This is a genomic window from Kitasatospora sp. NPDC048545, from assembly GCF_040651155.1.
GTDB lineage: Bacteria > Actinomycetota > Actinomycetes > Streptomycetales > Streptomycetaceae > Kitasatospora.
Genome location: NZ_JBEZIQ010000175.1, coordinates 1 through 1,407, shown reverse-complemented (window position 1 = coordinate 1,407; position 1,407 = coordinate 1). Strand labels below are relative to the sequence as shown.

1 protein-coding gene is annotated in these 1,407 nt (G+C 69.1%); it reads left to right on the top strand.

The genetic code is table 11. The features are described from left to right. The first annotated feature begins 130 nt into the window (after positions 1-130). The gene (locus tag AB0D10_RS46320; RefSeq protein WP_360269155.1) at positions 131-1,393 is read left to right on the top strand and encodes an IS256 family transposase; all 1,263 of its coding nucleotides are present in this window, start codon (positions 131-133) and stop codon (positions 1,391-1,393) included. The last annotated feature ends 14 nt before the right edge of the window (positions 1,394-1,407 follow it).

Genomic DNA, 1,407 nt, shown 5'->3' with positions numbered 1-1,407 from the left:
GGGAGTGTCATGAATCAGGTGGACACCCTGATCAAGGGAGACACTGATGAGCTCGCTGACGGATCACCAGATCGGGTCGGTTCCTGACGGGTCGGTTTCGTCGGAGCTGGAAACTGCCGATGCCTTGGGCATGGGTCCGAGGAAGAACACGGGTGCGTCGGATGTGGTGGCGTCGGTCGCCGAGCTGGCGGCCGAGCAGGCCCGGGCCGGCGGGATGCAGCTGCTCGGTGAGGGCGGACTGCTGCAGCAGCTGACCCGGCACCTGCTCCAGGAAGCGCTGGAGGCCGAGATGGACGAGCACCTGGCCTCGTCCGCGGGGCAGGGCCGCTCGGCACGCAAAGGCGGCAACGCGCGCAACGGCTACCGGATGAAGACCGTGATGACCGAGGCCGGGCCGGTCACGCTCGAAGTCCCGCGGGACCGGGCCGGCACGTTCACACCGAAGGTCGTGCCCCGGCACGCCCGTCGAACCGAAGGCCTGGACAACCTGGTCATCTCGCTGACCGCGAAGGGCCTGACGTCCGGGGAGATCGTCGCGCACCTGGCCGAGGTCTACGGCATGACCACCAGTAAGGAGACCGTCTCCACGATCACCGACCGGGTCCTGGAGAGCATGGCCGACTGGCGCACGCGTCCCCTCGACCCGGTCTATCCGGTGCTGTTCGTGGACGCCGTGAACATCAAGGTCCGCGACGGTCAGGTCGCCAACCGGCCCGTCTACGTCGTCCTCGGCGTCACGGCGGACGGCTACCGGGACATCCTGGGCCTGTGGACCTCCAGCGGCGGCGAGGGCGCCAAGTACTGGCAGTCCGTGCTCACCGAGATCAAGAACAGGGGCGTCAAGGACTGCCTGATCCTCATCTGCGACGGCCTGGCCGGGCTGCCCGACGCGGTCGCCCAGGTCTGGCCGCAGACCGTGGTGCAGACGTGCATCGTCCACCTGCTGCGGAACTCTTTCCGCTACACCTCCAAGCGGGACTGGGCGGCGGTCGCCCGCGACCTCAAGCCCGTCTACACCGCGCCGAACGAGGCCGCGGCCCTGGAGCGGTTCGCCGAGTTCGCCGCCGCCTGGGAAGCGTCCTACCCGGCCGTCGTGCGACTGTGGGAGCGGGCCTGGTCCGAGATGGTCCCCTTCCTGGCATTCGACGCCGAGATCCGAAAGATCATCTGCACGACCAACGCCATCGAGAGCCTCAACTCCCGCTACCGCAGGGCCGCCGGCGCCTGCGGCCACTTCCCCAACGAGCAGGCCGCCCTCAAACGGCTCTACCTGGACACCCTCGCGCTCGACCCCACCGGCCGCGGCCGCCAGCGCTGGAGCAACCGCTGGATGGCCGCCCTCAACGCCTTCGACATCACCTTCGACGGGCGCCTGTCAGTCGGACGGGCGTAGGCCACCCGGCCCAC

What these genes read in the sequence shown, in the direction of transcription:
- AB0D10_RS46320 (WP_360269155.1), top strand. Translation starts at nt 131, where the DNA reads ATGGGTCCGAGGAAGAACACGGGTGCGTCGGATGTGGTGGCGTCGGTC.